This window comes from Gemella sp. GH3, assembly GCF_013415425.1.
Taxonomy (GTDB): domain Bacteria; phylum Bacillota; class Bacilli; order Staphylococcales; family Gemellaceae; genus Gemelliphila.
The window spans coordinates 1-25697 of sequence record NZ_JACBYC010000083.1; the positions used below are offsets into that span (position 1 = coordinate 1).

Below are 25697 nucleotides of genomic sequence, written 5' to 3' on the forward strand. Positions count from 1 at the left end.
TATTAACTCAAATAAAGCAATATTGTATATTTCTAATATTCTAAAATTATAATAACGTTTTTTTATTATTTTATCAGCTAACTTCCTAGCTTTTTCTATATCGTATTTTTTACCTTTTTCATTATACATTTTTACTATTTCTTTAGTCAATTTATTAGAATTATTACTTAGAATTTTATTTAAATTATCATTAGTATATGTTTTATATATTTCTTCAAGTAATTCTGAAAGTAAATATAATTTTTTATTATCTACATCAGTATACTTAAATTTATTTTTCTGAATATTTTGTCCTGTACTTTCATTAAACTTTTTCAAAAAATTTAATAATACTAAAATTTCTTCCTTATTTTTTAATATATTGTAATAATTATCATTATATATTAGTCGTGATTTTGCAAGCATTATAATGATAAATATAGAAGATAGTAATAAAATAATTATTGTAAAAAATATTTTACTATTATAAAATTTTAATATTAAATAAAACATAATAGAAAATATTAATAGTATCAAAAATACAAAAAATTGAGTATTCAAAAGTAACTTAATATTTTTTGAACTACTATATTCTAGTATAAATAATACATTTATTATAACCGTCACAGTAAATATACTTACTACTAATTTATTAATAGGATGATAAGTATATGCTAAAATTAGGTAAATTATAGAAAAAACATACATATATTTATAATTTTTAGATATATGTTTAATAGTTTCCACACAATCCTTAAGCTCTTCCTTACCAAATTTTAATATATTTAATATTATTTTTATCATAAAACTTATATTTAGTTACCTCCTATTCTGTATTACATAAAATAACACTACTAAATTCAGTAGTGTTATTTATTTTGTTACCTTATCTCTGCTCCATTAGGAATATCCTCGTTAATCTCAACTACTCTTAGTATTCCGTCTTTTTCTGCTGATAAAATCATTCCTTCACTTAATTCACCGCAAAGTTTAACTGGTTTCAAATTAGCTACTATTGCCACTTTTTTACCGATTAATTCTTCTGGTTTATAATATTTTGCAATCCCAGAAACTATTTGTCTCGTATGATTACCAACATCTAATTTAAATTTTAATAATTTTGAACTTTTTTTAATTTTTTCACACTCTAAAACTTGAGCAACTCTTAATGAACTTTCAAAAAATTTGTCTATAGTTATTTCTTTTGCTAAAGGAACGTAATTATCTTCCTTATTATCACTATTTTCCAAATTTTCTAAAGCTTTTGATGACATTTGTGATTTTATATATTCTATCTCGTCTTGTTTTTCAAATCTTGGGAATATTGGAGTTGGCTTTTCTACCACTTTGTTATTACCTTCAAACACTCCAAAAGTAGTAACTGTTTCGTAATTTAAATATTGTTCATCTATATTTAATTGCCTAGCAATTTCTATTGGTGCTTTCGTCAAAAAAGGAGAAATTACAATAGCTGCTATACGCAATGATTCTGCCAAATAATTCATAACTTTAGATAATTCTTCTTGCTTTTTGTCATCTTTAGCTAATACCCAAGGCATAGTTTGGTCTATATATTTATTAGTTCTTGATATAAATTTCCATACACTTTCTAAAGATCTAGAAAATTGCATAGTATCCATATATTTCTCATAATTTTCTACCATTTCTTTTGCACAATTAATTAAATCTTTGTCAACGTCATTATCAGTTTTCACAAAACTAGGTATAATTCCATCACAATACTTGTTTATCATCGAAATAGTTCTATTTAACAGATTACCTAAATCATTAGATAAATCTGAATTAATTCTGTCGATAAAACTCTCTGGCGTGAAAATACCGTCTTGACCAAAAGGAACTTCTCTCATTAAATAGTATCTTACTGCATCTAGTCCATATCTTTCTATAAGCATATATGGTTCTACAACGTTCCCTTTTGATTTACTCATTTTTCCATCTTTCATAAGTAGCCATCCGTGACTAAATATTTGTTTTGGCAATGGTAAATCTAGAGCCATAAGTAATATAGGCCAATAAATCACATGAAATCTTACTATCTCTTTTCCTACCACATGGACATCAGCAGGCCAATATTTATTAAATAATTCTTCACTGTCATCTGTTTTATAGCCAAGTGCCGTAATATAATTGACTAAAGCATCTATCCAAACATAAATAACATGTTTTGGATCCGATGTTACTTTAACTCCCCAATCAAAAGTTGTTCTAGTAACTGCAAGATCTTCTAATCCCGGTTTTATAAAGTTATTTAGCATTTCTGTTTTACGTGCTTCTGGTAAAATAAAATTAGGGTTTTCTTCGTAATATTTTACTAAACGATCTGCATATTTGCTCATCTTAAAGAAGTAACAATCTTCTTTTACTAATTTGACTTCATTACCACTAGGCGCAATACCACCAATCATTTTTCCATTTTCATCACGAAAAACTTCTGATAATTGCGTTTCTGTAAAATATTCCTCATCACTTATAGAATACCACCCCTCATATTGACCCAAATAAATATCTCCTTGTTTTAGAAGTTGATCAAATATTTTAGCTACTGCTTTTTCGTGATAAGAATCTGTAGTACGAATAAACTTATCGTATTTAATATCCATTGCTTTCCATAGTTTCTTTATATCAGCAATCATACCATCTACATACTCTTGTTCACTTAATCCTTGTTCTTTTGCTTTTTGTTGTATTTTTTGACCATGTTCATCAGAACCTGTTAAAAAAAATGTATCATAACCTTTTTCTTTTTTATATCTGCTCATTGTATCACATGCAACAGTAGTGTAAGCATGCCCTATATGCAATTTACCGCTAGGATAATATATAGGGGTTGTTATATAAAATGTTTTTTCTGACATCGTTGTATCCTTTCCTGAAAATTTAATTATAGCTGTTAATATTTTACCACAAAACAGCACTATATGTATACATAAATTCTATATTAAAGCAATATAAAAATGAACTTTATTATATAATAAAGTTCACTAATACTAAAGTTATTTTATTCTTTGAAATGTAAAATGCTTAAAAAATTGTAAAATATTAACTATTACAAAATATATAACGACATAATAATAAATAAATTCAATAGCAACATTAGATTTTAAAATAAATGTTATAGAAACTAATAACAGTAATAAATTAATAGAAACTTCTATTTAACCTATAAGAGGTAATTTAGAAATTTTTATAAGTTGTATTATAAGCAATAAAGTTAAAATAATTAAAATAAAATATTTTACATTATCTATAAAAATATTAGGAAACTTTTTGGCATTCCAAAAAGTTATGTGTCGTACTACTCCCATTTTCGCATCTTTCAAATTATTCCAATATAATATAGCTACTGTGAAAATAACTTCTAATGAAGTTATTATAAAATATAAATATTTATTTTTTATATTTTTCATTTTTCCTCCTAAATATAAATATTTGTAAAAAACTGTTGACTAAAGTGTCAACAGTTTTCTTCTTTATTTATAATCATTTTTTGCATCTGGTTTAGTAGTTTTATCTTTATTTATATCAACTGGTAGACTACTATCCATCTGCCAATCATTCCATCCACCGTCATAGAAGTAAGTATTAGCCCTACCTGTTAATTGTGTCATAAACCAAGGTATTCCATTTCTCCAACCTGTTCCACAATATAGAGCTATTTTATCATCTTCTGAAATTTCTTGCAATGCCCATAAGTTATAAATTTCTTGTGGATTTCTCAAAGTTCCATCTGGATCATAATAATCGTCCATATTGCTAGCACTTGTTCCTGAGAAACCATATATTGCTCCTTGAGGTTCCCCTGCTCTTTCTATATAATCATATCCGCTAGTTTTTCCTGTATATTCATCCCACGAACGAATACTTACAAGTTTTATTCCTTCTTCTTTCGCCCTAGTTGCCATTTCTTGTGCTTTAGCAATTGTATACTCGGGATTAGCTGGAACATCTATACCGAATTCTTTTTCTTCTGTAGGAGTGTTTACTTTAGTTTCTGTTTCTCCTCCAGCATCTTTCCAAGATTTCAGACCACCATTTAAGATTCTTACGTCTTTAACTCCTAGCCATTTTAGTGCATAATTAACACGGAAAGCAGCAGAAGCATCGTCAGAATAAAGAACAACTGTAGTATCACTAGTAATTCCTTGCTTCAAAGCATTTTCTTTTATTTTTTCAGCAGTTTGTAAATTCCATACTGGACCTTCTTCTATCCAGTCTGTATTAAAGTGATATGAACCTTTTATATGTTCTTTATTATATGCTTTCGCTTTATCTGTTTCTCCCCAAGATACTTCGAACACTTTATAATTGTTGTTATCATAAGTTTCTGGCTTTTCTCCACTTGTTAATTTCTTAACCCACTCTGCTGATACTAATGTATTATAGTGAATGTAACTTACAATATTTTCCTTATTATTATCATTATTTGCGTATTCTTTATAATCTTCAAATTTAAATACTTCATAGCCTAGCTTACTAAACTCATCAGCTACTTTTGTTAGATTTTCTTTGTTAGTATCATAGAGAACTACTTTTTTGTTAATGTCTATCCCTTTGTCACTAACATATTTTTTTAATTTATCTTTTGCAACATTCCCTACAAAAGTTGAACTGTATTGAATAGCATTTTTTAAATGCCCTCCATATTTAACCTCACCATTAGTAAAACCATTAAATAAATCATCACTTCTAGTATCGACAAATTGATAGTCCGATTTATTAATTGCATTTTCAAAATCTGTTAAATTTATAGTTTTTACTTCTTTAACCTCTACTTTGTCATTGTTATTACTGTTAGTTGTATTACTAGATGTAGAACATCCCGTAACTACCAGTCCTGCTGCTACCAAAATAGGTGTTAATTTTTTGAAGTTAATCATTTGTTTTCTGTGGTAACCTACCACTTTACCTCCTAGTTTTTTACAATAATATTATAACATCTAACATATTTTTTGTAAATATAACATGAAAAACGATAACATAAAAATATTCAGTATAGAGATTTTTTTCTCCATACTGAATATTATATAACCTTTATTTAATTTGTTTTCTAAGTGCCGTCAATGTATTACGCATTAACATAGTTATTGTCATAGGTCCAACTCCACCTGGCACCGGAGAAATATATTTTACTTTTTCTTTAACAAAGTCAAAATCAACATCTCCCACTAATTTATCATTTTTATAGTTATTTCCTACATCTATAATAAGAGAATCTTCTTTATAACTATAATTATCTCCTAAAAAATGAGCTATTCCTACACAACTAACTATAATATCTGAGTTTGCTATAAGATTTTTTAAATTTATAGTTTTAGAATGGGCTATAGTAACTGTTGCATTTTCGTGAATTAATAAATTAGCAATTGGCTTTCCTACTATGTTGGATCTACCTATAACTAAAGCATTTTTTCCCTCTATATTTATATTAGTAGATTTAATTAATTCAAGTATTCCTAGTGGAGTACACGGTATCAAATCAGCCTTTCCTACCGAAAGCTTTCCTATATTAACAGGATGAAATCCATCAACATCTTTGATAGGAGATATTTTTTCTAAAACTGTATCAGAATTTATATGCTTTGGCAAAGGCAATTGAATTAATATACCATTAATGCTATCATCGTTATTTAGTTTATTTATCTCTAATAATAGTTCTTCTTCTGTAGTATTTTCTGGTAGTTCAATCTTTATAGAGTTAATACCATTTTCTAAGCAAGCTTTATGTTTAGCATTTACATAACTTTTAGAGGCTCTATTATCTCCAACCAGTACAACAGATAATGTTGGATTTATTCCTAACTTTTTAAATTCTTCTGCCTCTTTTTTTATTTGATTTCTAGTACATAGTGCTATCTTTTTTCCATCTATTATATGAGCCATACTCCCTTACCTCCTAAAATTTATCTTTAACTTAGATACATTTTCCGTTCCATTTAATATTCTTTTTATATTACTTCTATGCATATAAATAACCAAAACACACATAGCTACCAAAATAAATCTATACATACCTTCACCATATAATGTTATATATGCAGATCCTATTGCAGATATTATTATACTTCCTAATGATACATATCCAGTAAGTAGTAAATTTACAAAAAATACTACAATCAAAATTAAAGCTAAATAGGGATAGAAATATACAAATAATGATGAGCCTGTAGCGACAGATTTCCCTCCTCTAAAATTAGCAAATATAGGAAACATATGCCCTATCATAGCAAATGCTCCAAAAATAATTATATAATCTACATCACCCAAAATAAAACTAGCAAATTTAAGACTAAGGTAACCTTTAGCAAAATCTAAAAAGAATACTACAAGTCCTGCTTTTCTCCCTAGTATTCTCATTGTATTTGTAGTTCCTAAATTACCACTTCCTAAATTACGAATATCTGTTCTAAAAAATATTTTCCCTATTATTAAGGCAAACGGAATAGATCCTAGTAAATAAGAAAATATTATTAATGAAATTATATTTATCATAATTGTTACCTTATAGTTACTCCATAATCAAGTAGCACTTTTTCTACTTTATTATGAACTTTATTAATATCTTCTTCTGTCAATGTTTTATCTTTGTCACTGTAAGTTAAAGTAATTGCTATAGATTTCTTATCTGCTGGTAATCCTATACCCTCATAAATATCAAATAATTCAACATTATAAATCAATTTATCATTTATATTAGTTATAACGTCATAAATATTCTGATATTCATCTGAACTATCTATTAACATTGCTATATCTCTTGTTACTTTTGGATATTTAGATATTTCTTCATATTTAGGATTAACTTTCTCCTCAAACACTACTTTATCTAAATCAATTTCAAATACATATGATGTATTTATATCATTATCTTTAGTATACGATGGGTGTAATTCTCCTATAAATCCTATTTCATTATTTTTATAAAACACTTTAGCACATCTTCCGGGATGCATATTTTCAATAATTTCTTTAGAATATTTAATATCTTCTAAAATACCTAATTTTTCAAATAACAATTCTAAATACCCTTTAGCTGTATAAAAGTCTATTTTTTGTTCTTCTTTTAACCATTTTGTAGAAAATTCATTACCTGTTAGTAGCACTGATAAATATACTCTTTCTTCTGGTTGAATATTATCATCTCCACTTCCAAAAAATACTTTTCCTATTTCTAACAATTTCAAATCATTTTGACGACGTGCTGTATTATAGTTTGCAGTATTTACAAGTCCAGGTATCAAACTTTGTCTAAGAGTAGAATGGTTTTCACTCATAGGCATCAATAATTTTACAGTAGGGTTAGGCTGTAATGAAAATTGTTTAGATTCTATTTCTGATACTAGAGAATAATTAATAGTATCCATAAATCCTACATTCATATACATTTTTCTTACATCACGTAGTATTTTTTGTTTATAGGTAAAGCCACCTTTTGTAGACTTAGAGAATCTAGGCAATGTCGAAGGTATATTGTTATAGCCATAAATTCTTGCAACTTCTTCTGCTATATCTTGTTTGATAGTTATATCTTGTCTACGCGATGGTACATTAACTAATATACTCTCACCGTCAACAATAACATCAAAACTAAGACTTCTTAAAATATCTACAATATTTTCTTCTGTTAATTGTAATCCTAATAAATTATTAATATAACTTACAGTAACTACTACTTGCTTAATTTCATTATCTTTTGCGTGTCCTACATAATTTTCTATTATGGCTTCTGGGCATAATTCTTTAATTAACTCAACTGCTCTTTCTAATGCTAATAATTGTAGATTTTTATCTATACCTTTTTCAAATCTTGCTGAAGAATCACTACGTAAACCGTGATAACTGGATGTTCTTCTTACAGATACAGGATTAAAGTAAGCTGATTCTAAAACTATATCAGTTGTACTATCACTAACTTCTGTATTTTGTCCTCCCATTACTCCTGCTAGAGCTACCGGTCTATCCCCGTCAGATATAATCAAATCATTATTTGTTAATTTTCTTTCAACTCCATCAAGAGTTGTCAATACTTCTTCATCTGTTGCTTGTCTAATTACTATTTTTTCTCCAAGTAATTTTTTATCAAAGGCATGCATAGGTTGTCCATACTCTAATAATACATAATTTGTTACGTCCACTATATTATTAATAGGTCTTATTCCACTATTAATTAATTTATTTTGTAACCAAAGTGGCGATTGTCCAACTCTAATATTTTTTATCACCTGTCCGTAATAATTAGGACATTTATCACTTTTTATAGCTACATCTAAATTTGTTTCGTCATATTTTCTATTATCTAATTTTTCTTTGAAATTAACTTTTTTATTGTATAAAGCTGATACCTCATATACTAAACCTCTTATACTCAAAGCATCTGCTCTATTAGGAGTTATCGATATATCAATAATACTATCATCTAAGTCCAACAATTCTACCGCGCTAGTTCCAATCTCTTGTGGTTCTTGAAAAACGTATATACCTTCTTCACTATTTTTTGGTAATAAAGATTTACTTATTCCTAGTTCTGCTAAAGAGCAAATCATTCCATAAGATTCTACTCCACGTAATTTTGCTTTTTTAATTTTTATTCCTGGTAATTTTGCACCTACCTTAGCAACTATAACATATTGACCTTTATCTACATTTTTAGCACCACATACTATTTGAACTATTTCATCACCAATATCCACTTTACAAACACTTAACTTTTCTGCATCGGGATGTTTTTCTTTTTCTATTACGTACCCTACTACTATATCAGATAAATCACTATCTAATTTAATTACTTCTTCTACTTCTAATCCTCCTCTAGTTATTTTATCTGCTAGAGCCTTAGGATTATCTTCAACATTTACATATTGCTGTAACCATTTGTAACTTACTAACATTTCATTCTCCTTTTAATCATTTCTCGTATTATTAAACTGTTCTAAAAATCTTACATCATTAGTATAGAAACTACGAATATCAGTTATTCCGTATTTTAACATTGCAATTCTTTCTGGTCCCATACCAAATGCAAACCCTGAATATTCATTGGGATCAAAACCAGCCATTTCCAAAACATTAGGATGCACCATTCCTGCACCTAATATTTCTAACCATTTTATACTTTCTTCATCATCTTCATTTTCCCAAGATATATCAACTTCAACCGAAGGCTCCGTAAATGGAAAGAAACTTGGTCTTAATCTAATTTTTTTATTTTCTCCAAATAATGATTTTATTAAATACTCCAAAGTTCCTTTTAAATCAGCAAAAGTAATATTTTTATCAACTACTAAGCCTTCAATTTGAGTAAATTGATGTGAATGCGTAGCATCATCATTATCACGTCTAAAAACCTTACCTGGACAAATAATTTTTATAGGACCTTTTCCTTCTGCTTTTAACATTTCTCTAGCCTGAACTGGAGAAGTTTGTGTTCTCATCAACAATTCATTAGTTATATAAAATGAATCTTGCATATCTCTCGCTGGATGATCTTTAGGTAAGTTTAACATTTCAAAATTAAATTTATCCGTCTCTACCTCTGGTCCTTCTGCAACTGAATATCCCATTGTAATAAACAATTCTTCTATTTCTTCAATTACTTTATTTAATGGATTCATGCCTCCTAAAGAATACTTTCTAGCAGGTAGGGTAACATCTATTTCTTCACTTGCTAATTTTTCTGCTATAGCTTTCTCTATAAGAATTTGTTTCGTTTCTTCTATATTGCTACTTATGTATTCTTTAATTTCGTTTACCAATTTTCCAAATGTAGGTCTTTCTTCTGGTAATAAATCTTTAGCTCCTTTCATTATTTCTGTTAATATTCCCTTTTTTCCTAAAAATTTAACGCGTAAATCATAAAGCTCTTTTTCGTTAGTTATTTCTTGTACTAATTGTTGATATTCTTTTTTTATATTTTCTAAATTCATCATTATCTCCTTTTAATATATAAATAAAAAATCCCTAGGATGTAAAATTTACACCCTAGGGACGAATTAATTCGTGGTACCACCCTATTTTAAGAAAATAGTATTTCTCCTTAATTTTGATTTTTAACGCAAATCAACACGACTATACTCACAAAATGCTTATATAGTTGCTTATAAGCTGAAAATATATAAAAATTAATATAGTATCTCTCAGTCTAGGAAACTATTCCCTGTAAAAAATTAATTATATACCGTCTTAATCATAGCATTTATTATTTATATTTCTTCACCACTAAATATATATTCCAAAAAATATTCCTTTTGAACTTTTATATAAGTTCCTTTCATTCCTAGAGATTTTGATTCTATTATTCCTGCACTCTCAAGCTTTCTTAATGCATTAACTATAACAGATCTTGTTATACCTACTCTATCTGCAATTTTACTAGCTATTAAAAGTCCTTCTGTACCATCAAGATTTCTAAAGATATGCTCTATAGCTTCTTTTTCAGAATACGACAATGAACTTATCGCCATAACTACTAAATCTTTATCTCTAGCTATATTCTTTTCTTTATCTTGTTTTTCGTGCAGAATCTCTATCCCTACTACTGTCGAAGCATATTCGGACAGAACTAAATCATCCTCACTAAAATTTTCTCCTATTTTACCTATTACTAAAGTACCTAATCTTTCTCCAGCCCCCCTAACCGGTAGTATAACTGTATATGTACGACCATCAAATCTTTCTTCTTCTTCTATTGGAAAAATTGATAACTCATGTCTAAAAGGAATATCAACTTTCGTTGAATAAACTTTCAAAGCTGCATTTATATATTCTTTAGAGACTTTTCCAGTTTTTATCATATCATCTAAACGTTCATTTGAATAATCAATACTCGAATCGTATCCTAATATGTTCCCTTCATTATCAATTATGTATACAACAGAATCAAGAATAGCACTAAGACGCATTGCCATAGCTTCAAAGTCTACTTTAGAATGTCTACCTTCTTGTAAAATAGCACTTATTTTCCTAGTTTTTTGTAATAAACTTGCCATCTCATTCTCCCATAATTTTTAATCATTCTTACATATTATACAGTTAAATCTTTATATTGTAAATAATTTTTAGAAAATTTAGTGTATATTTTCTAAAAATTCACTCAAAATGTTTAGAGAACGTTCTGCATATTTAGTATATTTTTCTTTTTTATCTTTTATTCTAATATCAAGAGGCTTTATTATTCCAAAATTAGCATTAATAGGTTGGAAGTTTTTATTAGTATTGTCTACTATATAATTTGCCATAGCACCTATCATAGTTTCTACTGGGAAAATTATTTCTTTTCCTTTATAATTATTTATTGCATTTAATGCAGCCACTATTCCTGATGCAGCACTCTCCACATACCCTTCAACACCTGTCATTTGACCTGCGAAGTAGATGTTACTTTTTTCTTTTAGTTGATAAGTTCTTTTAAGTAATGACGGAGAGTTTAAATAAGTATTTCTATGCATAACACCGTAACGTACAATATTAGCATTCTCTAAACCGGGTATCAAACTTATAATACGTTTTTGTTCTCCCCATTTTAGATGTGTTTGAAATCCTACTATATTGTATAACGTACCCTCTGCATTATCTTGCCTTAATTGAACAACTGCGTAAGGACGTTTTCCTGTTTTAGGATTTTCTAAACCTACAGGTTTCATAGGACCAAATAACAAAGTTTTTTCTCCACGTCTTGCCATTTCTTCAAAAGGCATACATCCTTCAAAATAAATTTCTTTTTCAAAATCTTTTAGTGGCGCTACCTCTGCATTAATTAGTTCATTATAAAACAGTTCAAATTCCTCTTTTGTCATAGGACAATTTAAATATGCTGCTTCTCCTTTATCATATCGTGATTTTAAATATACTTTATTCATATCTAAAGAATCTTTTTCTATTATAGGTGCGGCAGCATCATAAAAATATAATCCTTGTTGATTAGTATATTTTTTAATATCTAAACTCAACGCATCTGAAGTTAAAGGTCCAGTAGCTACAATAACAGGATAATCTACTTGGGGAATTTGTGTAAGTTCTTTTTCTATTACCGTAATATTAGGATGATTTTTTATTTTATAGGTAATTAGTTCAGAAAATTTATCTCTATCAACTGCTAGCGCTCCTCCAGCAGGAACTTGAGTTTTATCAGCACAAGATATTATTAAAGAGTCTAATTTACGCATCTCTTCTTTTAATAATCCTACTCCATTAGTAATACTATTTGCTCTTAACGAATTTGAACACACTAATTCTGCAAAATTTTTAGTTTTATGAGCTGGAGTCATTTTTGTTGGTCTCATTTCATAAAGCTCTACCTTTATGCCTCTTTTAGCTATTTGCCAAGCAGCTTCACTTCCAGCTAAACCTGCTCCAATTACTAATACTTTTTCCATCTTATTCTCCTTAAAATTTTATTATAATAGAGTAGAAAAATCATCTTCTTCAGATTTTTCTTCATTTTCAGAAGTTAATAATATTACTGAATCTTTATTTATCAAATATGTTTTTACACTATTAACAGTTTCTAACAATAAATCACTATAATCGTCTCTATTTTCGTATTCTAGTATTTTCTCTAACTTAGGTTTTGTTTTTGGCGCCTTAGGTGTAAATATAGTACAACAATCTTCAAATGGCAAATTAGATATTTCGTAAGTACCTATTTGAGTAGCTATTTTAATTATATCTACTTTATCCATAGTAAGAAGCGGTCTTAGAACAGGTAATGTAGTTACATTATTTATACAATGCATTGACTCTAAAGTTTGACTAGCTACTTGACCTAAAGATTCTCCTGTAGCAAGTGCTAAACAATCTTCTTTCATAGCTATTTCTTCTGCAATTTTCAACATAAATCTACGTGTTGAGGTCATTGTATAATTAGATGGTATTCTTTTTACTATTTCTGTTTGTAATTTTGTAAAGTTAACTACATTAACTCTTACTGTACCTATTACTTTGCTAAGTTGTTTTGCTAAACTAAATATTTTTTCTAAAGCATCTTCTGAAGTAAACGGTGGTGATTGGAAATGTAGCATATCTACCTCAACCCCTTTTACTTGTAGCATATGTGCAGCTACTGGAGAGTCTATTCCTCCTGAAAGTAATAATAAAGCCTTTGATGAAGTATTTACAGGGAATCCTCCTACTCCTTTTATGAAATCGGTAAATATAAAAATTCCTTCACTACGAACTTCTACATTAACAATAAAATCAGGTTTTTTCACATTTACAGACAAGTTTTTATATTTAGATAATACATAACCACCAAAAATATTATTTAATTCATTAGTATTATATTTAAAATTTTTATTTGGTCTTTTAGTTTGTATTTTGAAAGTATAATTTTTATCTAATTTTGTATCTAATAACTTAGAAATATTTAATTTAGCATCTTCTACATCTAATTTTGATTTAAGAACTGGAGAAAATGTATGTATTCCTGGAATTATTTTTAATTTACTTAATATTTCATTTATATATTGATTACTATCAAGATTTATATACATTCTATCTCTTTTAGTTTGAATGTGATAGCCTTTGTATTCTTTTAAATTAAGCTTAATATTCTTAGTAAGTTTTTTCAAAAACTCATTTCTATTACCTGATTTTAAAGTTAATTCTCCATATCTTACAATAATGTGACTATATTCCACTTTCTATCACCTCTCTAAATTGTTCATATTTTTCTTCAAATATTTCTACAAATTTTTTAACTTCTGCTTCTGTAGTAAAATAAGAAAAACTTATTCTTATACTACCTTTAATATTTTCTTCTGATAATCCTCTAGAATTAAGTGCTTCATTAACACTAAATTTTTTTGACGAACAAGCACTAGTTGTAGATACCATTATATCTTTTTCACCCAATGCATTTACTATAGCTTCACCTTTAATTTTAGGTAGGCTAATATTTATTATAGAATCTACATAACTATTTGACAATGGTGAATTTATTTCTAAATAATCTAAGTTACTTAACTTTTCTAATATATATTTCTTAAATTTATGATGTTTTTCTTTTGTTATATCCGATTTTTCAAAACACAACCTTAATGCTTTCGCCATTGCTACTATAGCGGGTAAATTAACTGTCCCACTACGCAAATTATCTTCTTGTCCACCACCATAACTAATATTATTTGTAGATCTTCTTGATTTAACATATAACATTCCTATTCCTTTAGACCCATGAAATTTATGAGCAGAAATAGAATAACTATCTACCTTTGATAAATCTATACTATTTTTCAAAACTCCTTGAACACCATCAACGTGAAAATGAACCTTAGGATAGTCGACCAATATATCAGCTATTTGCTCGATTGGTTGAATAGCTCCAAAAACATTATTAACTTGCATAATACTAAGTAAAACAGTATCTTTTGTTAATAAACTTTTTAAATGCTTTAAATCTATTTGTCCATTCGGTAACACATCAACATAATCTAATATAAATCCTTTATTTTCTAATGATCTAAAAGTTTCTAATACTGATGGATGTTCTAAACGAGAAGTTATTATATGTCTACCAAAATCTTTTTTATGTTCAGCTGCTCCTAAAATAGCTATATTATTACTCTCCGTAGCTCCAGAAGTAAAATATATTTTATCGTAGGGAATGTTCAAAATATCTCCTATTTGTTTTCTACTAGCTTCTAATAATTTTGCAGCTTTCTTTCCATATAAATTTATACTAGAAGAATTACCAAAATAATTATTATTCACCGCAATATATGCTTCTAATACTTCTTCGAAAGGTTTAGTTGTAGCTGCATTATCTAAATAAATCAATTTAATTTCTCCTTTTCATCAATAAAAGAGTGTCTTTTTTTATCAAAATAAACTAAGTAACAGTTAATATAAAACTATTTTTAGTATCGACACTCTTTTTATTAATATTTTATGTATATATTTTATAATTCATTATTAACAACATCTTTTAATATTTGATCCCATTTGGGCAAATATCTATCCATTCTAACTGCACGTTCACTATCTGAGCTAAGAATATTATGAGAAGATGATGCTGTAAATATAATAATACCATCTATACTAGCTTCATATAAAAATATAGATTTTACACCACTATGTTTAGAAAGTGAAACTTTTATATACATATCTTTATTGGTTTGTTTTATATTTTCATTGATAGAAATTTTTATTTCATTATCAGAATAATAAAATCCATACTGACCTAGACTATCTATATCTACTCCTAGACTACTCAAAAAATATTTTCTAGCCAATGTTAGCCAATCATAAATATACTTATTATCTAAATATCCCGCCTCATTAAAAAACTTATTTTTCAACTGAAACTTAATGACTTTTTCGTACATCTTTTTTCTCCTTTTCAATAATATTGGCTATAGAATCCATTATAACTTTAGTAATTTCATCATGTTTATATCCTTGTTCTTTAAGACTTGTAGTATTGATTATATCACCTATAACAATTTTTATCTCAGAAAATATTCTAAAATTTTTATTAGGAATAATGGCAAAGGTTAAAACATCTGCCTCTGCTCTAGTTGATATTAATGATACTCCATTGTGTGATTCTCCTAATTTTAAATCTTTATCTTTTGATCTTGTTCCCTCAGGAAAAATTCCTACATTTTCTCCATTTTTTAGTGCTTTTATAGCTTCATTTATACAGGTTCTATCAAATGTTCCTCTTTTTACAGGAATTGACCCAGTTGATAATAAAAATCTTTTCAATAATGGAATATTAAATAATTCTTCTTTAGCTATAAATCTAACCTTATTATCAAAAAATGGAACAAATAGTAAAGGATCATGATTACTCAAATGATTCCCTGATAAAACTATTCCTCTAACATTTTCCAATTTATCTTTGTTTAAAATAGTTACTTTATAAAATAACGTATAATAAATTTTTAATGACCATTTTACAAAATTATACACTTTTAATTCCCCTTAATCTTTTCAGCTATAATATCCTTAATTCTAATCACTACTTGACTAATAGTCATATTAGTAGTATCAACTAAAATAGCATCGGCACTTTTAATAAGTGGAGCTATTTTTCTATTAGAATCTTGATAATCTCTCTCAGATATTATTTTTTTTAATTCTTCTAAAGAAATACTTTTATCTCTTGATGACAATTCATTATATCTACGTTTTGCTCTCTCTTCAATTGATGCTGTCAAATATATTTTCACATTAGCATTAGGCAATACACAAGAACCTATATCTCTTCCGTCCATAATAACATTATAATCTTTTGCTAAATCACGCTGAATATCTATTAAGTAATTACGCACAGCACGACTAGTTGCAAAAAGGGAAGTATATTTAGATATCTCATTAGTTCTTATATTATCTGTAACATTATTACCATCTATTATGACCAACTGCTTCCCATCATTAAAAATAACTTCTAAATTAGTTTTATCTAAAATATTTAATATTTTCTCCTCATCTAATTCATACAAATTATTTTTCAAAAATTTATAAGTTAATGCTCGGTACATAGCACCAGTATCTACATAATTGTACTTTAAATCAGAAGCTACTTGCTTTGTTATCGTACTTTTACCCGAACCTGCTGGACCATCTATAGCGACAGATATATACATACAATAATTAACTCCTTACGATTATTTATTCTAAGTAATTATACAACATAAGTATATAAATAGCAATAAATCAAAGATATTAACACTACAATTATTAAAAATTTCCAAATTCAATAAAATATAACTATTTTATCTATATAACATTGAATTATAATATCTAATTTATTATTTCTAGAATAAACAAAATAAAACACCTCTTAAGAGGTGTTTTATTATTTATTTAAAGCTGCTTTAGCTTGATCACATAAAGTAGTGAATGCTGTTGCATCATGGATAGCTATTTCAGAAAGCATTTTTCTGTTTATTTCGATACCTGCAACTTTTAAACCATTCATTAAACGGCTATATGAAAGACCATTTAATCTTGCTGCTGCATTTATACGTACAATCCATAATCTTCTGAAGTTACGTTTTGTTTGACGACGGTCTCTAAATGCATACATTCCTGATTTCATTACTTGTTGCTTAGCAACTTTGAACAATGTATGTTTTGAACCAAAATATCCTTTTGCTAATTTTAAAACTTTTTTACGACGACGACGAGTCACTGTCCCACCTTTTACACGTGGCATATCAAATTCCTCCTTACAAATATATAAAATAAATTATTTTATAAACAACTAATATATTATTTTACTAATAAAGTTCTAATACGTTTGTAGTCACCACGTGATACTAAAGATGCTTTACGTAAATGACGTTTTTGTTTAGTAGTTTTTCTTGAAAACCAGTGTGATGTATAAGCACGGCTTCTTTTTAATTTTCCGCTTGCTGTTCTTTTCACGCGTTTTGCTAAACCACGGTGAGATTTCATTTTTGGCATTATCAGATTCCTCCTATATTAAACCTTTATTTTTCTTTCTTTGGTGCTAGAACTAAAAACATACTGCGTCCATCCATTTTAGGCTTTTGTTCGACAGTTGCTATATCACTAGCTTCGTTAGAAAATTGATCTAAAACTTTCTGTCCGATTTCTTTGTGCGTTATTGCACGTCCTTTAAAACGAATTGATACTTTTACTTTATCTTCTTTTGATAAAAACTTTCTTGCATTTTTCAGTTTTGTCTCAAAATCATGTTTATCAATTGTTGGTGATAATCTAATTTCTTTTACAGTTACAATTTTTTGCTTTTTACGTGCTTCTTTCTCTTTTTTCTGTTGCTCAAATTTAAACTTACCATAGTTCATTATTTTGGCAACTGGAGTTTTAGCATTTGGAGCTACCATAACTACATCAAGATTCATTCTTTCTGCTAATTTAATAGCTTCATCTTTAGACTTAACACCTAATTGTTCTCCATTTTGACTTATTAAAAGAAATTCCTTCGCTTTAATACCTTCATTTATTTGTGCAGTATCTTTACTAATAACTAGCACCTCCTATTTATAATTTCATTAAATACTAAAAGTAAATGGACTAGATATACAAAAAACGCATACCCAGTCCATAAATAATATAATTCATCTATCACTAACCTTACAGTTTTACGACTGCAGGTGAGAAACTGGTGCTTCTACTTTTGTATTCAACTATTATATTATACAATTTTAAGTTTTGATTGTCAACACTTTTTCTTAATTTTCTACAACTTCAGATAATTCTTCATCTGAACTTGAAAGTTCTTCTTTTTCTAAGTAGTCAACTTCTATATTATTATATTTTGTCATTCCTGTTCCTGCTGGAATAAGCTTACCTATAATAACATTCTCTTTTAATCCCATAAGTTTATCAGTCTTACCTTTAACTGCAGCATCTGTAAGAACCCTTGTAGTTTCTTGGAATGAAGCAGCTGATAAGAAACTCTCTGTTTCCAATGAAGCTTTAGTTATACCTAAAATTACTGGTTTAGCTGTAGCCATAGTTCCTCGTTTGGCTAATATCTTAGTATTTTCATCTGTAAACTTATGGATATCAACTAATGATCCTGGTAGTAAATCTGTATCTCCTGAATTTATGATACGTACTTTTCTAAGCATTTGACGAACCATTACTTCTATGTGTTTATCACTAATTTCTACCCCTTGCATTCTATAAACTTTTTGTACTTCTGTTAATAAATAACTTTGTACAGCTTGTATACCTGCAACAGATAACAATTCTTTTGGCTCTATTGATCCTTCTGTTAGAACTTGACCACGAGTAACACGATCTCCTTCTTTAACTAGTAATCTACTAGCTCCATAATCTTGATATTCTCGCTCTTCTTGTATATCACTTACAACAAATATACGTCTAACATGGTTCATATCTATATCTATCTTAGTTATAACACCATCAACTTCTGAAATTAATGCTTTTCCTTTAGGATTACGAGCTTCAAATAACTCTTGAATACGAGGAAGACCTTGTGTAATATCCGCACCTGCAACTCCTCCAGTGTGGAAAGTACGCATCGTTAACTGTGTTCCTGGTTCCCCTATAGATTGAGCTGCTATAGTTCCTACAGCTTCTCCAACTTCTACTTTTTCACCAGTTGCTAAATTCTTACCATAACATTTTTCACAAACACCATGTCTACTGTTACAAGTAAATGCAGAACGAATAACTACACTTTCTATTCCTGCTTTTTCTATTTCTTTAGCTTTATCTAGAGTAATAATCTCTCCGTCGTCTACAATGATATCTCCTGTATTAGGATTAATTACTAACTCTTTAGAGTATCTTCCTTCAAGTCTTTCTTGAAGTGATTCTATTTCATCAGTACCGTTTTTAAGTGCTGATACTTTCAGTCCACGTGACGTTCCACAATCTTCTTCACGAACTATTACATCTTGAGCAACATCAACCAAACGTCTAGTTAAGTAACCAGAATCCGCAGTTTTTAGGGCTGTATCCGCCAATCCTTTACGAGCACCGTGAGATGATATAAAGTATTCTAATACTGTTAAACCTTCTTTAAACGATGAACGAACTGGCATTTCCATAATACGCCCAGATGGAGAAGCCATAAGTCCACGCATACCAGCAAGCTGTGTAAAGTTAGATGCATTACCACGAGCTCCAGAATCACTCATCATATAAATAGGATTTGTTGCTGGTAAAGAGTCCATAAGTTGATCTTGAATAAGATCTTTCGCTTTCGCCCACTGAGCTATAACATTTTGATATCTTTCTTCTTCTGTTAACAATCCTCTCTTGAATAAGTTAATTATTTTGTCAACATTTTTTTGAGAATCTTCTAGAATTTCATATTTATTAGGTAATACAAAGACATCACTTACCCCTACTGTAATACCTGCACGAGAAGAATATTTAAATCCTAAATCTTTCATTCTATCAAGCATAGTAGAAGTTTCTGTAATATGGAATCTATTAAATATCTCAGATATTATTTTTGATAAGAAACCTTTTTTAAATGGTGTTACAGGTTCTAATTTAGATATATATTCTTTTAATCCTCCAGATGATAAATCTTTAGAAGAAATAAAATATTTATCAGGAGTTGATATTTCTAAATTATCTTTTGTAGGTTCATTTAAATATGGGAATTCTTCTGGTAGTATATTATTGAATATTACCTTACCTATTGTTGTAATAAGTATTTTTTTATTTTGTTCTTCTGTAAATGTAATATTATTGAATGATTTAGCTAAGATACCTATTCTAGTATGTAAGTGTATATATCCATTTTGATAAGCTATACTAGCTTCATTGGCATCTTTAAAAATCATACCTTCACCAACTGCACCTGGTCTTTCTAAAGTTAGATAGTAATTTCCTAAAACCATATCTTGAGAAGGTGTAACTACAGGTTTTCCATCTTTAGGGTTCAAAATGTTTTGTGCAGCTAACATTAGCATTCTAGCTTCTGCTTGAGCTTCTTTTGATAAAGGTACATGGACAGCCATTTGATCCCCATCAAAGTCGGCATTAAATGCAGTAGTTACTAGTGGGTGAAGCCTGATTGCTCTACCTTCTACTAATATAGGCTCAAAAGCCTGAATACCTAATCTATGCAGAGTAGGTGCACGGTTAAGTAATACTGGATGTTCTTTTATTATATCTTCTAATATATCCCAAACGTGATCTTCCATTTTTTCAATTTGTGTTTTAGCATTTTTTATATTATTTGCTAATTCACGTTTTACTAACTCACGCATTACAAATGGTTTAAATAGCTCTAAAGCCATTTCTTTAGGTAAACCACATTGATACATTTTCAAGTTGGGTCCTACTACGATAACTGATCGTCCAGAGTAGTCTACACGTTTACCTAATAAGTTTTGACGGAAACGTCCGTGTTTCCCTTTTAACATATTAGATAATGATTTCAATGTTCTATTTCCTGGACCAGTTACTGGTCTACCACGTCTTCCATTATCTATTAAAGCATCTACTGCTTCTTGTAACATACGTTTTTCATTTTGTACAATAAGCCCTGGTGCTTTTAATTCGATAAGTTTTTTCAAACGATTATTACGATTTATTACTCTACGATACAAATCATTTAAGTCACTAGTTGCAAAACGCCCACCATCTAATTGTACCATCGGTCTTAATTCAGGTGGTATTACTGGTAGCGCAGTAAGAATCATCCATTCTGGTTTATTACCTGAATTTTTAAATGCTTCAAATACTTCTATTCGTTTTATAATCTTAACTATTTTTTGTCCAGATTTATAATTACTTTCACTTAATTCTTTAAGTTCATTTCTAAGCTCTCTAAGTTCTTTTTCTATATCTAACTCAGCTAATAAATCTCTAATAGCTTCTGCACCCATTTTTGCTACAAATGATGAAACTCCAAATTTACTTCTAGTTTCTCTAACTTCGCGTTCTGAAATAATTTGTTTTTTAATTAAGTCAGTTTCTCCTGGATCAACAACTATATAAGAAGCAAAATAAATAACTTCTTCTAATTGTCTAGGAGTTAAATCTAATAATAACCCCATTCTACTAGGTATTCCTTTAAAATACCATATATGACTGACTGGAGCAGCTAACTCTAAGTGCGCCATTCTTTCACGACGCACTTTAGATAGAGTTACATCTACACCACATTTATCACATTTTATATTTTTATATCTTACACGTTTATATTTTCCACAAGAACATTCCCAATCCTTTGTTGGACCAAATATTTTTTCACAAAATAGTCCATCATTTTCTGGTTTTAAAGTTCTATAATTTATAGTTTCTGGTTTAGTTACTTCTCCATAAGACCAACTTCTTATTTTTTCTGGAGAAGCTAAGCTAATTTTCATATATGAAAAATTATTTACATCTATCAAGAAGCCTACCTCCTTTATTTAATAACAATAACTCTTGATTAGTTCCTATTGTAAGTCTTCTTCGATTTCATCGTCTATTTCTACATCATCATAGTCATCACTATCACTCATCAATCTTGATAATAAATCTTGCACTCCTGATTCTTGAGCATTTTCTTCAAGTTCACTACCTGATTCATCTTTTGTTGAATCAATATTTTGTATCTCTTCTGACACTTCTTGTTCTTTAGCATTATTATCTGATGTTTTGTTGATTGAATGATGTTCTACTGTATCTGAAATTTCAATTTGTGACAAGTCAACTTCATTATCATCTTTATCCATAACTCTAAAGTCCATACCTAAAGATTGCAACTCTTTCATTAATACTCTAAATGATTCTGGAACTCCAGGACGAGGGATATTTTCTCCCTTAACGATAGCTTCGTATGTTTTTATACGTCCATTCGTATCATCAGATTTATAAGTTAAAATCTCTTGTAATGTGTACGCAGCTCCATAGGCTTCTAAAGCCCAAACTTCCATTTCACCAAATCTTTGTCCACCAAATTGTGCTTTTCCTCCTAGAGGTTGTTGAGTCACTAGTGAATAAGGTCCTATTGAACGAGCATGAAGTTTGTCATCGACCATGTGGGCCAATTTAATCATATACATTACACCCACTGAAACACGACTGTCGAAAGGTTCTCCAGTTCTACCATCGTATAGAACTGTCTTCGCATCTTTAGCCATTCCTGCTTCTGCTATCGTGTTCCATACATCTTCATCAGTAGCACCATCAAATACTGGAGTAGCTATATGAATACCTAATTTTTTAGCAGCCATACCTAAGTGAAGCTCTAAAACTTGTCCAATATTCATACGTGACGGTACACCTAGAGGATTTAACATAACATCAACTGGTGTGCCGTCTGGTAAATATGGCATATCTTCTTCTGGAAGAATATTAGAAATAACCCCTTTATTTCCGTGACGACCAGCCATTTTATCTCCAACACGTATCTTACGTTTTTGAACGATAAATACTCTTACCAATTCATTAACACCATTAGCAAGCTCCGCTCCATTTTCACGTTTGAAAATTTTAACATCTGCAACTACACCGTCTGCTCCGTGAGGAACTCTTAATGATGTATCTCTAACTTCTTTAGATTTTGCTCCAAATATAGCATAAAGTAATTTTTCTTCTGGTGTTTGTTCAGTAACTCCTTTTGGTGTTACTTTTCCTACCAATATATCTCCATCTTTTACCTCTGCACCTATTCTTATAATACCGCGTGAATCTAGATTTTTAAGAGAATTTTCTCCTACATTAGGAATTTCTCTAGTTATTTCTTCTGGTCCTAATTTAGTGTCACGTGTTTCTATTTCATATTCTTCTAAGTGAATAGATGTATAAACATCATCTTTTACTAGACGCTCACTCATAATTACAGCATCTTCATAGTTATATCCATCCCAGTTAACAAAAGCAACTACTAAGTTTTTACCTAATGCTAACTCTCCTTTATCCATAGAAGGACCATCAGCTAAAATATCTTTTACATCAACTTTATCTCCTACCTTAACTATAGGCTTTTGATTATATGATGTACTGTGGTTAGAACGAACGAACTTGTGGACTGGATAAGTATCTACATTACCTTTAACTTCTTCACCATCTAAAATTTCAATTCTACGAACTTTAATTTTTTTGGCATCTACATATTCTACTATACCTGGATATTTAGCTACTACTGCTGCTCCTGAATCTCTCGCAGACACGTGCTCCATACCAGTACCTACAAAAGGTGCTTCCGTTATCATAAGTGGGACAGCTTGACGTTGCATGTTAGCTCCCATAAGTGCACGGTTAGAGTCATCATTTTCCAAGAATGGTATACAAGCTGTTGCCGCAGAAACTACTTGTTTTGGAGATACGTCCATATAATTCATCATTTCTTTTGGTTTTGTAGTATTATCTCCTCTAAATCTACATACTACCTCATCTTCTAAGAAATAACCATTTTCATCAATTTTTGAATTTGATTGCGCTACAACATATTTATCTTCTTTGTCAGCTGTTAAATACTCTACTTTCTTAGTTACATAAGGACGACCTTTTTCATCAATTTCTACTTTTCTATAAGGTGTCATAATAAAACCAAATTCATTAATTCTTGCATAAGAAGAAAGTGAGTTTATTAATCCTATGTTAGGACCCTCTGGTGTTTCAATTGGACACATACGTCCGTAGTGTGAATAGTGAACGTCACGAACTTCCATTCCAGCGCGCTCTCTAGTTAACCCACCAGGTCCAAGTGCAGATAATCTTCTCTTATGTGTTAATTCACTTAATGGGTTAGTTTGGTCCATAAATTGAGATAATTGTGAACTTCCAAAAAATTCTTTAATAATAGCTGTAACAGGTCTTACATTTATCAATTGTTGTGGTGTAACTTCTTCAGAATCTTGAATACTCATTCTTTCACGAACTACTCTTTCCATACGTGAAATACCTACTCTAATTTGATTTTGCAATAATTCACCTATACAACGTAATCTTCTATTTCCTAGATGATCAATATCGTCAGCATTTCCTATCAATTCATATTCAAAACCATCACTATTTCTTCTATTTCTTATAAGTAATAAGTAATAGTTAATACTTGCCACTATATCAGCTATTGACAATGTTAATAAATCTTTACTTGGAGATGCATTACCTATAATATGTAATACTTGATCTGCAGTAAGGCTATCTATATCGTAATTGTTTCCTACTTTTACAAAATTAACTACCTTAAATAATTGCAATTTAAGCACATCATTACCATCTAGAGATTCATTCATATCAAATTCTTTTATATTTGCTGTTGTAGAAAGTTGTTCTTGAATTTCATCTAATATTTTTCTAGTTAACTTTGTACCTTTTTCTACTAAAACTTCTCCTGTTTCTGTATCTACTATTGGCTCTACCAATACTTGATTTTCTAGGCGTTCAGAAACATTTAATTTGTTATTAAGTTTATAACGTCCTACTTTGGCTAAATCATATCTTCTTGTATCAAAAAATCTTGCATATAAAGTAGCTTTAGCTGTTTCAACATTTGTAGGCTCTCCTGGTCTTAATTTATCGTAAATAACTTTTAACGCAGTTGCTGTATCTCTATTTTCATCTTTTTCTAAAGTGTTTAGTAACTCGGCATCTTCTCCAAATAAATCTATTATTTCTTCATCTGTATTAAAACCTAGAGCTCTAATTAATGTAGTTAATGGTATTTTTCTAGTTCTATCTATCCTTGCATAAACTAAACCTTTAATATCCTTTTCAAATTCTAACCACGCTCCACGATTAGGAATTACCGTAGTTTTATAAGCATTAGAAATATTTTTTACTTTTAACTTATCATCTTCCGTAAAATAAACAGAAGGAGAACGAACAAGTTGAGAAACTATAACACGTTCCGCACCGTTTATAATAAAAGTCCCAGTATCTGTCATAAGAGGTAACTCACCCATAAATACTTCTTGTTCTTTTATCTCACCAGTTTCTTTATTAAGCAATCTAACTTTTACTCTTAAAGGTGCTGCATAAGTAGCGTCACGTTCTTTAGATTCATCAATATTATATTTAGGTGTACCTAGTTTATAATCAATAAATTCTAAACTTAATTTATCGTTATTTCCTTCAATAGGTGAAACATCTTTAAACACCTCTTTTACACCTGTTTCTAAAAATTTATCATAAGATAATGTTTGAATTTCTATCAAGTCTGGTAGATCAATGACTTCAGAAATTTTTGCATAGCTACGTCTCTCTCTATGTTTACCAAATTTTACTTTTTGCAACTGTGTCACCCCTCAAATTTTTTAAAAATAATCTCAACAAAATATGTAATT

At 29.2% G+C, this 25697-nt stretch carries 20 protein-coding genes; all 20 read right to left on the reverse strand.

The features are described from left to right. A partial coding sequence (locus HZY83_RS02055; RefSeq protein WP_179942423.1) for a hypothetical protein occupies positions 1-726 on the reverse strand: 726 nt, incomplete at its 3' end. Positions 727-860: 134 nt separating this feature from the next. Then, on the reverse strand, positions 861-2855 hold the full coding sequence (gene metG / locus HZY83_RS02060) for a methionine--tRNA ligase (RefSeq protein ID WP_179942424.1): 1995 nt from the start codon (positions 2853-2855) through the stop codon (positions 861-863). Between the two features lie 300 nt (positions 2856-3155). Continuing rightward, positions 3156-3407, reverse strand: coding sequence for a hypothetical protein (locus HZY83_RS02065; protein ID WP_179942425.1), 252 nt, complete (start codon positions 3405-3407; stop codon positions 3156-3158). Positions 3408-3470: 63 nt separating this feature from the next. Next, positions 3471-4901, reverse strand: coding sequence for a rhodanese-like domain-containing protein (locus HZY83_RS02070; RefSeq protein WP_370520034.1), 1431 nt, complete (start codon positions 4899-4901; stop codon positions 3471-3473). A 130-nt stretch (positions 4902-5031) separates the two neighbouring features. Beyond that, positions 5032-5880, reverse strand: coding sequence for a bifunctional 5,10-methylenetetrahydrofolate dehydrogenase/5,10-methenyltetrahydrofolate cyclohydrolase (locus HZY83_RS02075; RefSeq protein WP_179942426.1), 849 nt, complete (start codon positions 5878-5880; stop codon positions 5032-5034). A 6-nt stretch (positions 5881-5886) separates the two neighbouring features. Then, complete coding sequence (gene plsY / locus HZY83_RS02080) at positions 5887-6489, reverse strand: glycerol-3-phosphate 1-O-acyltransferase PlsY (protein ID WP_179942427.1); 603 nt, start codon at positions 6487-6489, stop codon at positions 5887-5889. Positions 6490-6494: 5 nt separating this feature from the next. Next, a complete protein-coding gene (pheT, locus tag HZY83_RS02085; protein ID WP_179942428.1) occupies positions 6495-8885 on the reverse strand; it encodes a phenylalanine--tRNA ligase subunit beta in 2391 nt (796 codons plus the stop codon). A 12-nt stretch (positions 8886-8897) separates the two neighbouring features. Beyond that, a complete protein-coding gene (pheS, locus tag HZY83_RS02090; RefSeq protein WP_218925307.1) occupies positions 8898-9920 on the reverse strand; it encodes a phenylalanine--tRNA ligase subunit alpha in 1023 nt (340 codons plus the stop codon). A 276-nt stretch (positions 9921-10196) separates the two neighbouring features. Next, positions 10197-10982: a GTP-sensing pleiotropic transcriptional regulator CodY gene (codY, locus tag HZY83_RS02095; RefSeq protein WP_179942429.1), complete on the reverse strand. Its 786-nt coding sequence runs from the start codon at positions 10980-10982 to the stop codon at positions 10197-10199. Between the two features lie 78 nt (positions 10983-11060). Next, positions 11061-12368: an FADH(2)-oxidizing methylenetetrahydrofolate--tRNA-(uracil(54)-C(5))-methyltransferase TrmFO gene (gene trmFO, locus HZY83_RS02100; RefSeq protein WP_179942430.1), complete on the reverse strand. Its 1308-nt coding sequence runs from the start codon at positions 12366-12368 to the stop codon at positions 11061-11063. 21 nt (positions 12369-12389) lie between these two features. Next, positions 12390-13631 carry a tRNA uracil 4-sulfurtransferase ThiI gene (gene thiI, locus HZY83_RS02105; RefSeq protein ID WP_179942431.1) on the reverse strand — a complete coding sequence of 414 codons (1242 nt, stop codon included), beginning with the start codon at positions 13629-13631 and terminating at the stop codon, positions 12390-12392. Further along, a complete protein-coding gene (locus HZY83_RS02110; RefSeq protein ID WP_179942432.1) occupies positions 13621-14769 on the reverse strand; it encodes a cysteine desulfurase family protein in 1149 nt (382 codons plus the stop codon). The genes thiI and HZY83_RS02110 overlap by 11 nt, the downstream gene beginning before the upstream one ends. Positions 14770-14891: 122 nt before the next feature. After that, positions 14892-15317: a hypothetical protein gene (locus tag HZY83_RS02115; RefSeq protein ID WP_179942433.1), complete on the reverse strand. Its 426-nt coding sequence runs from the start codon at positions 15315-15317 to the stop codon at positions 14892-14894. Next, positions 15298-15906 carry a lysophospholipid acyltransferase family protein gene (locus HZY83_RS02120; RefSeq protein WP_179942434.1) on the reverse strand — a complete coding sequence of 203 codons (609 nt, stop codon included), beginning with the start codon at positions 15904-15906 and terminating at the stop codon, positions 15298-15300. The genes HZY83_RS02115 and HZY83_RS02120 overlap by 20 nt, the downstream gene beginning before the upstream one ends. 2 nt (positions 15907-15908) lie before the next feature. Then, positions 15909-16583: a (d)CMP kinase gene (gene cmk, locus HZY83_RS02125; RefSeq protein WP_179942435.1), complete on the reverse strand. Its 675-nt coding sequence runs from the start codon at positions 16581-16583 to the stop codon at positions 15909-15911. A gap of 212 nt (positions 16584-16795) precedes the next feature. Then, positions 16796-17155, reverse strand: a complete 360-nt coding sequence (gene rplT / locus HZY83_RS02130; RefSeq protein WP_179942436.1) for a 50S ribosomal protein L20 — start codon at positions 17153-17155, stop codon at positions 16796-16798. A gap of 56 nt (positions 17156-17211) precedes the next feature. After that, on the reverse strand, positions 17212-17406 hold the full coding sequence (gene rpmI / locus HZY83_RS02135; RefSeq protein WP_179942437.1) for a 50S ribosomal protein L35: 195 nt from the start codon (positions 17404-17406) through the stop codon (positions 17212-17214). Positions 17407-17432: 26 nt separating this feature from the next. Beyond that, positions 17433-17960 carry a translation initiation factor IF-3 gene (gene infC / locus HZY83_RS02140; protein ID WP_179942438.1) on the reverse strand — a complete coding sequence of 176 codons (528 nt, stop codon included), beginning with the start codon at positions 17958-17960 and terminating at the stop codon, positions 17433-17435. A 198-nt stretch (positions 17961-18158) separates the two neighbouring features. Then, on the reverse strand, positions 18159-21815 hold the full coding sequence (rpoC, locus tag HZY83_RS02145; RefSeq protein ID WP_179942439.1) for a DNA-directed RNA polymerase subunit beta': 3657 nt from the start codon (positions 21813-21815) through the stop codon (positions 18159-18161). A 45-nt stretch (positions 21816-21860) separates the two neighbouring features. Further along, positions 21861-25646 (reverse strand): DNA-directed RNA polymerase subunit beta, encoded by a 3786-nt coding sequence (gene rpoB, locus HZY83_RS02150; RefSeq protein WP_179942440.1) that lies wholly within the window; start codon positions 25644-25646, stop codon positions 21861-21863. Positions 25647-25697: the final 51 nt, after the last annotated feature.

Coding starts and splice junctions, on each gene's coding strand:
- metG (WP_179942424.1), bottom strand. CDS start 2,855: ATGTCAGAAAAAACATTTTATATAACAACCCCTATATATTATCCTAGC.
- HZY83_RS02065 (WP_179942425.1), bottom strand. CDS start 3,407: ATGAAAAATATAAAAAATAAATATTTATATTTTATAATAACTTCATTA.
- HZY83_RS02075 (WP_179942426.1), bottom strand. CDS start 5,880: ATGGCTCATATAATAGATGGAAAAAAGATAGCACTATGTACTAGAAAT.
- plsY (WP_179942427.1), bottom strand. CDS start 6,489: ATGATAAATATAATTTCATTAATAATATTTTCTTATTTACTAGGATCT.
- pheT (WP_179942428.1), bottom strand. CDS start 8,885: ATGTTAGTAAGTTACAAATGGTTACAGCAATATGTAAATGTTGAAGAT.
- pheS (WP_218925307.1), bottom strand. CDS start 9,920: ATGAATTTAGAAAATATAAAAAAAGAATATCAACAATTAGTACAAGAA.
- codY (WP_179942429.1), bottom strand. CDS start 10,982: ATGGCAAGTTTATTACAAAAAACTAGGAAAATAAGTGCTATTTTACAA.
- trmFO (WP_179942430.1), bottom strand. CDS start 12,368: ATGGAAAAAGTATTAGTAATTGGAGCAGGTTTAGCTGGAAGTGAAGCT.
- HZY83_RS02115 (WP_179942433.1), bottom strand. CDS start 15,317: ATGTACGAAAAAGTCATTAAGTTTCAGTTGAAAAATAAGTTTTTTAAT.
- cmk (WP_179942435.1), bottom strand. CDS start 16,583: ATGTATATATCTGTCGCTATAGATGGTCCAGCAGGTTCGGGTAAAAGT.
- rplT (WP_179942436.1), bottom strand. CDS start 17,155: ATGCCACGTGTAAAAGGTGGGACAGTGACTCGTCGTCGTCGTAAAAAA.
- rpmI (WP_179942437.1), bottom strand. CDS start 17,406: ATGCCAAAAATGAAATCTCACCGTGGTTTAGCAAAACGCGTGAAAAGA.